At 73.6% G+C, this 7812-nt stretch carries 7 protein-coding genes; 4 read left to right on the plus strand and 3 right to left on the minus strand.

The genetic code is table 11. The annotated features are described in order from the left end of the window. Positions 1 to 527: 527 nt before the first annotated feature. The 3 genes from ACFWEJ_RS24735 to ACFWEJ_RS24745 all read left to right on the plus strand — a co-directional run bounded on the left by ACFWEJ_RS24735 (position 528) and on the right by ACFWEJ_RS24745 (position 4141). A complete protein-coding gene (locus ACFWEJ_RS24735; RefSeq protein WP_377231834.1) occupies positions 528 to 2426 on the plus strand; it encodes a ricin-type beta-trefoil lectin domain protein in 1899 nt (632 codons plus the stop codon). A 187-nt stretch (positions 2427 to 2613) separates the two neighbouring features. Next, positions 2614 to 3372, plus strand: a complete 759-nt coding sequence (locus tag ACFWEJ_RS24740; RefSeq protein ID WP_377231835.1) for a C40 family peptidase — start codon at positions 2614 to 2616, stop codon at positions 3370 to 3372. Positions 3373 to 3469: 97 nt separating this feature from the next. Further along, positions 3470 to 4141 carry a class I SAM-dependent methyltransferase gene (locus tag ACFWEJ_RS24745; protein WP_377231836.1) on the plus strand — a complete coding sequence of 224 codons (672 nt, stop codon included), beginning with the start codon at positions 3470 to 3472 and terminating at the stop codon, positions 4139 to 4141. Here ACFWEJ_RS24745 and ACFWEJ_RS24750 read toward each other — a convergent pair. Continuing rightward, the gene (locus ACFWEJ_RS24750; protein WP_377231837.1) at positions 4104 to 4832 is read right to left on the minus strand and encodes an SDR family oxidoreductase; all 729 of its coding nucleotides are present in this window, start codon (positions 4830 to 4832) and stop codon (positions 4104 to 4106) included. The genes ACFWEJ_RS24745 and ACFWEJ_RS24750 overlap by 38 nt on opposite strands. Before the next feature lie 55 nt (positions 4833 to 4887). Here ACFWEJ_RS24750 and ACFWEJ_RS24755 point away from each other — a divergent pair, with 55 nt between their 5' ends. Next, complete coding sequence (locus ACFWEJ_RS24755; protein ID WP_377231838.1) at positions 4888 to 5265, plus strand: MerR family transcriptional regulator; 378 nt, start codon at positions 4888 to 4890, stop codon at positions 5263 to 5265. Here the strand turns inward: ACFWEJ_RS24755 and ACFWEJ_RS24760 are convergent. Both ACFWEJ_RS24760 and ACFWEJ_RS24765 read right to left on the minus strand, forming a co-directional pair. After that, positions 5246 to 6451 (minus strand): cation:proton antiporter, encoded by a 1206-nt coding sequence (locus ACFWEJ_RS24760; RefSeq protein WP_377231839.1) that lies wholly within the window; start codon positions 6449 to 6451, stop codon positions 5246 to 5248. The two genes, ACFWEJ_RS24755 and ACFWEJ_RS24760, sit on opposite strands and share 20 nt — an antisense overlap. Next, complete coding sequence (locus tag ACFWEJ_RS24765; protein WP_377231840.1) at positions 6448 to 7716, minus strand: chloride channel protein; 1269 nt, start codon at positions 7714 to 7716, stop codon at positions 6448 to 6450. Before ACFWEJ_RS24765 ends, ACFWEJ_RS24760 begins: the two co-directional genes overlap by 4 nt. Between the last annotated feature and the right edge of the window lie 96 nt (positions 7717 to 7812).

A 7812-nucleotide genomic window follows, 5' to 3' on the forward strand; every position in this document is an offset into this window, starting at 1 on the left:
GCACAGGCCTGTGCCGACCTCAATGCAAACTGCCGAACCCACTTCTGTCCCGACGATCCGCGAGCGCACAACGGTGCCGCCTGGGGGCTGAGCCGGCGAGGTCGGTGTCGAACTCGACGATCACGGCACCGAACGCCCAGCGAGCCCAGCGCCCAAGGCCCAGCAACCAGCGCCGAACGCCCGGCGCCGAGCACCGAGTGCCGAGTGCCGAGTGCCGAGTGCCCAGCCTCCAGCCTCCAGCCCCCAGCCCCCAGCACCCAGCTCCCAGCTCCCAGCTCCCGAGCGCCCAGCACCCAGCGCCCAGCACCCAGACGCAAAGTCACGTTCTACCCAGCCATTGGGCCCGGAATCACGCGAGTTCCGGGCGCAATGACTGGGTAGAAGGTGACTTCGCCGCGCGCCGGGTCTTGCAACGTGTGCACATCGTGGGCCACAGTTGCCTTTGCAACGTCTGCAAAGGTGCATCCCGGGCACGACGTCCCGCACCGCTGCCGGACATCACGCGCACGACAAGGAGGTCCTGCACCATGTCTCGACATCTCACGATCCCGCGGAGATCAGCCGCACTCACCGTCGCCCTCGCGGCGGCGTTCGCCCTGGCCACGGCCCCGGCCGGCACGACGGCGGCACTGGGGACGGCGTCGGTCATCACTGGACCGACGGCCACCACGGCGTCGACAACCACGGCGTCGACCACCCCGTCGGTGTCCGCTCTGACGGCCACCAACGGGTCGGCCACCGCTGAGCCCGCCGACATCGAGCCGGTCAGCATCGCCGCCGCCACCACGTCGTCGACCACCACCGCATCGAGCACCCTCGCATCGACATCAGCCCGGACGACACCGGCGGCGTCCGCCGACGACGTCGCCCCCGCCGCCCTCCCGGGCAACGTGCTCTACAGCCCCGACCTGGGCCAGCACCCGAACGGGACCGCCGGCTACCCGCGGGCGGTCCGCCTCGACCACGACCAGAGCGCGAACCAGACGATGCTCGCCACGTTCGCGCGCGGCGGCACCGGCTCCCCCACGGCGCTGCCGGTCTACCGCAGCACCAACGGCGGCCAGTCGTGGTCCGCCGTCTCGACCATCACGTCGAACACGCCGGGCTGGGACCTGGAGGCCCCGACCCTGTACGAGGTGCCGCGCGCCATCAACGGCCTGGCCGCCGGCGACGTCCTCGCCGCGGGCACCGCGTGGCAGGTCGGCGACTACAGCACGCAGAAGGTCGAGGTCTTCCGCTCCACCGACCGCGGCGCCACCTGGCAGTTCCTGTCCAACTGCACGCAGACCTCGGGCCAGCCCGACACCTGGGGCCACGGCATCTGGGAGCCCGTCTTCCTGGTCACCGAGGACGACCGGCTCGCCTGCTTCATCTCCGACGAGCGCCCCGCGAACACCCCGACCAACAACCAGGTGATCGGCCACTACACCTCGTCCGACGGCGGCCGCACGTGGAGCTCGACGATGACCGTCGACGTCTCGTTCCCGGCCGACAACCTGCGCCGTCCGGGGATGCAGACGTTCGCCGCGCTGCCGGACGGCGACCACCTGATGGCGTACGAGATGTGCCGCGACGCCACCGACCCGGACCACGCCTGCGAGGTGTACGTCAAGCGCAGCGCCAACGGCTACGACTGGGGCGCGGCCGGCGACGCGGGCACCCTGGTGCGCACGGCCGACGCGCGCGAGCTCCTGCACACCCCGTACATCTCGTGGGTCCCCGGCGGTGGTCCGAACGGGACCGTCCTGCTGTCCGGCCAGCGCGTCGTCGCCGGGCCCACCGGGAACAAGACGGTCCTGGCGGAGTCGGGCACCGTGCTGTTCGCCAACACCTCGCTGGGCAACGGCGCGTGGACCGAGGCCGCCACCCCGGTCACCGTCAGCCCGACCGGCGGGTACGCGACGGGCGTGCCGTCGTGCCCCGGCTACTCCACCCCGGCGATCCCGCGTGAGGACGGCACGTCCTACCTCTACCTCGCGGCGACCTGGCTCGGCACCGGCAACCAGTGCGAGGTGCGGTTCGGCGTCGGCTCCCTGCCCGGACCCACCGGGCCGGTCGGCGCGCCGGGCGGCAAGTGCCTCGACGTCGACACCAACACGGCGGTGAACGGGAACGCCGCCCAGCTGTGGACCTGCGGCACCGCGACCGGCCAGACGTGGTCCATGGGCGCGGACGGCACCGTCCGGGCGTTCGGCAGGTGCCTCGACGTGGATGCCAACGGCACCGCGAACTTCACCAAGGTGCAGCTCTGGGAGTGCAACGGCTCCGGGGCGCAGCAGTGGGACGCTCGGGCCGACGGCTCGCTGTACAACCCGCAGTCGGGCCGCTGCCTGGACGTGCCCCAGGGCAACACCGCCGACGGCACCGACCTGCAGATCTACGACTGCAACGGGCTCTGGACCCAGGTCTGGGGCGTCCCGCAGTAGGCGAGACGGGTGCGGGACGGGCGCCTGTCCCCGTCCCGCACCCGGGGGAAACAAAAGATCACAAGAAGATCACGCCAGGTGGGTCCCGCACCGCCGGAGGAGGCGCTAGTGTGGGCGCACCTCGGCTCGGCCCACCACGACGCCGCGTGTGCGCTTCCTCTTCCGAACCAGAAAGGTCCCAGCCTTCATGGATCCCAACCTCGAACCGGCCGCACTCCCCCGTGCACGCGGCCGGCACCGGGCGGCGCACCGCCCCCTGGCCGGCGTCGCGCGCGCCGCGGGCGAGCAGGTCAGCTCGTTCGCCGGACGCGGAGCGGTCGTCGCGGCTGCCGGCGGCGGCGTGCTGCTGTCGCTCATCGCCACCCCGGCGCAGGCGGCACCGGCCACGACGGCGCTGCAGAGCGCGCCCGTCCAGGGCGCACTCAACACCGCGGACCTCAACGCGCTGACCGCCCAGGCCCGGGAGTCGGTCTCGGCCTCGCCGATGATCACCGTCGCCGCGGACGCACAGCTGACGCTGGAGAAGTCGGCCGTCTCCGTGGTCTCCGCGACGGAGAACGCCGAGTACCAGGCGAAGATCGAGGCCGAGGAGGCCGAGCGGGCCGCGAAGGAGCGGGGCGCCTCGGTGGTCTCCATCGCGATGCGGTACCTGGGTGTCCCGTACGTCTGGGGCGGCACCACGCCGTCCGGGTTCGACTGCTCCGGCTTCACGTCCTACGTCTTCGCCCAGGTGGGCATCGACCTGCCGCGCACCTCGTCCCAGCAGCTGTACGCCGGCACGCCGGTGTCGTGGGCCGACGCCCAGGCGGGCGACCTGATCTGGACCCCGGGGCACATCGCGATCTACGCCGGCAACGGCATGCAGATCGAGGCGCCGGTCCCCGGCAAGAGCGTGCGGTACACCAGCATCTGGCAGTCCAACCCGACGTTCCTGCGGGTCGGCTGAACCCAGGTCGCACATTCGGGCGGTGTTGCGGAGAGTTGACGACGTCGACTCCCCGCAACACCGCCCGAGTCGTTTCCCGACCACCGAGCGAGGCGCCATGGTCAGATCACCCGGACCGGACCGGATCCGCCGGCACTGGGACCGGCAGGCGGCGCGCTACGACCGCAGGATGAACGGCGCCGAGCGGATGTTCGGCGACACCCGGGACTGGGTGTGCCGGCAGGCCACCGGCCAGGTGCTGGAGGTCGCCGTCGGCACGGGCCTCAACCTGGGCCTCTACCCCGCGCACGCCACCCTGACCGGGATGGACCTGAGCCCGGCCATGATCGACCTGGCCCGCCGGCACGCCGCCGAGCTGGGCCGCGCGGTCGACCTGCGGGTCGGCGACGCCCAGCACCTGGAGTTCGACGACGCCTCCTTCGACACCGTGGTCTGCACGTTCGGGCTGTGCGCCGTGCCCGACGACCGCGGCGCCGTCGACGAGATGGTGCGCGTGCTGCGGCCCGGCGGCCTGCTGCTCCTGGCCGACCACGTAGTCAGCACCTCGGCGCCGCTGCGGGCGCTCCAGGCCGTCGCCGAGCTGTACAGCGTGCGGGTCCAGAACGAGCACTTCCGGCGCCGTCCCCTGCTGCACGTCGAGGCCGCCGGGCTGCGGGTCGAGCGGCACGACCGGTTCAACCGCGGCGTCATCGAGCGGCTCGCGGCCCGCCGGCCGGAGCCCGGGCCGGAGGTCAGCCCGCCGACATCGCCGCCAGGCCCCGCACGGTAGCGGCGTCCCGCTCCTCCGGCGTGAGCTGCAGCCGGGCCTTGACGTCCCGGGTCCACTGGTCGGCGAGCACCTCGGCGGAGCCCGCTTCGACGCCGTCGAGCGCGGCGTCCGCCAGGGCCGACGGCGCGATCTTGTCCACGGCCCAGCCCGCCGACATGTCCGTGTCGGCCAGGCCCAGGTGGACGGCGGTCACGAGCGTGCCCTGCCCGGCCAGCTCCAGCCGCACGCCGTTGGTCATGGCCCAGGCCGCGGCCTTGCTCAGGTGGTACGCGTTCGCGCCGTCGATCCCGAACCACGACATGGCGGACAGGACGTTGACGACGGCGCCGCCGCCGTTCGCGGCGAGCGCCGGGGCGAGCTCCCGGATCATCGCCAGGCTGCCGAACAGGTTGGTCTCCAGCTCGTGCCGGACGCCGTCGAGCGGGCCGGTCAGGAGGCTGGTGCCCGTGGTGATGCCGGCGTTGTTGACCAGGAGGGTGACGTCGGAGGCCGCCTCGGCGGCGGCGCGCACGGACGCGGGGTCGGTGACGTCGAGGGCCAGCACCTCCACGCCGGGCAGGTCCACCGACTCCGGCCGCCGGGCCGTCGCGTAGACCTTGCGCGCGCCCCGGTCGAGGAGCCGCTGGGCGAAGGCGCGGCCGAGCCCGCGGTTGGCTCCGGTGACGAGGGCGACAGAGTTGTTGATGTCCATGGCAGGTACGCTAAAACCTGACGCTGACGTCAGGGTCAAGCAGGAAGGGAACGTGATGACGGTCACCGAGGTAGGAATCGAGCCGCCGATCCGCATCGGCGAGGTTGCGCGGGGCGCCGGCGTCTCGGTGCGCGCCGTGCGCTACTACGAGCAGCAGGGGCTGCTCACCGCGGGGCGCAGCCCGTCCGGGCAGCGGCTCTACCCGCCCGAGACGGTGGAGCGCGTGCGCTTCTTCCAGCAGATGTACGCCGCGGGCCTGACCAGCCGCAACATCGCGGAGCTGCTGCCGTGCATCGAGTCCGGGCACACGGACGCCGAGCAGCGCTCCATGCTGCACGCCGAGCGCGACCGGATCCGCGCACGGATCGACGAGCTGCAGACCGCCCTGGACCGGCTCGACCAGGTCATCGAGGTCACGGCGAGCCACCCGTAGGCGCCGCGCGGTCGGGTCCCTCGGTGTCGCTCCCGGTCGGCTCGCCGCCGCGCACCGGGATCCGGCCCGCCACCAGGGGCAGCACGATCACGGAGAGCACACCGGCGCCGACGAGCGCCGCCCCCGTCTGCGTGGACATGATGCCGCGCTCCACCGCGATCCCCGTCAGCGCGACCAGCAGCGGGAGGGCGGTCGCGGAGTAGAGCGCGGCCTGGACCCGTTCGCCGGTGGGCAGCTCCCGGCGCAGCCACAGCAGCACCGGGCCGCCGCGGACCAGCACCATCAGGGCGAACAGCACCAGGGGCAGGGCGGGCGCGGCGAGGATGGAGGCCACGTCCAGGGCCATGCCCGAGCTCACGAAGAACACCGGGATGAAGACGCCGAACGCCACGGCGTCGAGCTTCTTCTCCAGGCGCCCGACGTCGCCGGGCGCCCAGCGCCGCAGCACCATGCCGCCCACGAACGCCCCGAGCACCGCGTCGAACCCGAACGCCGAGGCGACCGAGAGCAGGCCCACGAGCAGCAGCACCGTGAGCCGCAGCGTGCTCTGCCCGGTGCCGTGCTCGGAGCCCTCGACGAGCCGCACGGCCACCGGCGCGCGCGAGCCGGGCACCAGGGCGATGGCGACGGCCAGGACGGCGAACAGCACCAGCAGGACGGCGGCGGCCCCCGAGCCGCGGCTCCCGAGCAGCAGCGCCATCGCGACGATGGGGCCGAGCTCGCCGTACGCGCCGATCACGAGGACGGACCGGCCGAACGGGGAGTCGAGCTTGCCGGCGTCCCGCAGGACCGGGAGCACCACACCGAGCGCGGTGGTCGTCAGCGCGATCGCCCCGGCCGCCAGCTCCTCCTCCTTGTCCGGCCGGACGATCAGGAGGACCACCACCGCCGCCAGCACCAGCGAGGTGCCCCACGCCGCGCCGGCTCGGCGGCCGAGCCGCTCGCGCAGGTTGCTGGGCTGCAGCTCGTAGCCGGCGAGCAGGAAGAGGAAGCCCATCCCGAGGTCGGACAGGAGCGTGACGTCGTCGGGCGCGGCCATCTTGAGCACGGACGGCCCGATGAGCACGCCGCCGAGCAGGAGCAGGACCACCTGCGGCAGCCGCGACCGCACCGGCATCAGCCCGGTCAGCAGCGGCGCGAGCAGCGCCACCACGAACACCGGCACGAGCGGCGCGTAGACGTTCACGACTCGACCGTCGCGGGCCGGCGGGCGTTGAGCAGCCCCTTGAGCAGCGTGCCCACGAGCGCCCCGAGGATCGCGGGGACGGTGACGGCGGCCCCCGCGCTCACGCAGAGCAGGAGGGCGAGGACGAGCGCGGTCACCGGCATCCCGGCGGCGGCCGCGACCCCGGCGGCGATGCCGCAGGCCACCAGCGGCGCGAGCGCCGTCCCGGGGATCAGGAGGGCGGCCGCGGCACCGGCGGCCGCGCCGATGAACACCGACGGGAAGATCGTCCCGCCGTGGAACCCCGTTCCCAGGCTCACGGAGTAGGCCGCGGACTTCACGACGGCGACCACGACCAGCGTGCCCGCGGCGGTCGTCGTCGTCACCGTGGACAGGGACTGCTGCCCGGAGAACAGCACGGTGTCCACGTCCGCGCCCGTCGTCGCCCGGACCAGCACCGCGAGGAGGCCGACCGTCAGACCGCCGACGAGGAGCGCCACGAACGGGCCGCGCGACGCCAGCCGCCGCGCGACCCCGCCGAGGCGCATGGCCGCGACGATGAGGCCTGCGGCCACCAGGGCCACCAGGACCCCGGCGAGCAGGTCGACCACCTGGAGGGCGGGGTACGAGCCGAGGTCGCCCATGGACAGCTCGGGGACGTGGACGCCGGGCCAGTCGGCGATGCCGATGCGCACCACGTAGCCCGCGCCGAGCGCCGCGAGGATCGGGACCACCTGGAGCACCGGCTGCTCGGGACGCGGCCGCGCGGAGAGGAACATCGCCTCCAGCACGAGCAGCATCGTGACCACGGGGTTGCCCAGGACGACGCCGAGCGCGGCCGCGGCGGAGGCCATGACGAGCACCTTGGACGCGTCGGTGCCGAGCCGGCGGTGCACGGCGAAGCCGATGCTGGTGCCGATCGCGAGCAGCGGCGCCTCGGGGCCGAGCACCGCGCCGAAGACCAGGGACGACGCCGCGGCGAGCAGCGTCGAGGGGAGCTCGCGCGCCGTGATGTCGAAGGCGAACCCGTCGAGCGGGTGGTGCCCGCCGTGCCCCGGCAGGCGGGTCGCCGCCGCGACGCCGGCGGCGCCGATCACCAGCAGGAGGAGCACCCACCACCACGGCACGCCGTCCAGTCCGAGCGTGTCGGGGAGCCACGTCCAGAAGAGCTGCTCCCCGCCGTGTACCAGCGACGTGAAGATCGTGGCGAAGAGCGCCGCCGCGACGCCGACCACAGCGGGCAGTCCCACGAGGGTGGCCAGCGGCCGCTTGCCCTGTGCGTCCATGGCCACGCCCCTGGTCGCTCGCCTGTCGCTGAACAAGCCGATCGTCGCACCGCGCCGCGGGGTTCGCGCGCGGACGGGCCCGCACGGCCACGGCCG

The sequence above is a fragment of the Promicromonospora sp. NPDC060204 genome (assembly GCF_042728455.1).
In the GTDB taxonomy this organism is placed as follows: Bacteria; Actinomycetota; Actinomycetes; order Actinomycetales; family Cellulomonadaceae; genus Promicromonospora.